Raw genomic sequence first — 436 nt, 5'->3', positions numbered from 1 at the left:
GGCTGCGGGCGAGCGGGGCTGGAAGACCAGCCGTCTGCGGACCAGCCACGCCTTCCATTCGCGGTTGATGGAGCCGATGTTGGAGGACTTCCGCGCAGTGGTGCGGTCCCTGGCCTTCTCCGAGCCTTCGGTCCCGGCGGGGTCGTCGGTGACGGGCCGTCAGGTCGGTGTCGGGCAGTGGTCGGACCCGGAGTACTGGGTGGACCAGGTCCGCAAGCCGGTCCGCTTCGCCGACGCCCTCGAAGCGCTCGACGGCGTCACCAGGGTCGTCGAATTGGGCCCGGACGGCGTCCTGTCGGCGCTCGTCCAGCAGCCCGACGCCGTCACCGCGCCGCTGCTGCGCCGCGACCGTGACGAAGTCACCACCGCGCTGACGGCGCTCGCGACCCTGCGCGTCAACGGTGTCCCGGGCGTGTGGTCGCCGCTGGGCGGGGGC

General features: G+C 72.9%; 1 protein-coding gene. It reads left to right on the top strand.

The features are described 5' to 3' along the window. A partial coding sequence (locus tag PUR56_RS00120; protein WP_329947326.1) for an acyltransferase domain-containing protein occupies nucleotides 1-436 on the top strand: 436 nt, incomplete at both ends.

Source organism: Streptomyces sp. BE303 (assembly GCF_036290945.1).
In the GTDB taxonomy this organism is placed as follows: Bacteria; Actinomycetota; Actinomycetes; order Streptomycetales; family Streptomycetaceae; genus Kitasatospora.
The sequence above is the reverse complement of the archived record's forward strand: the minus strand, read 5'-3'. Positions and strand labels throughout refer to the sequence as shown.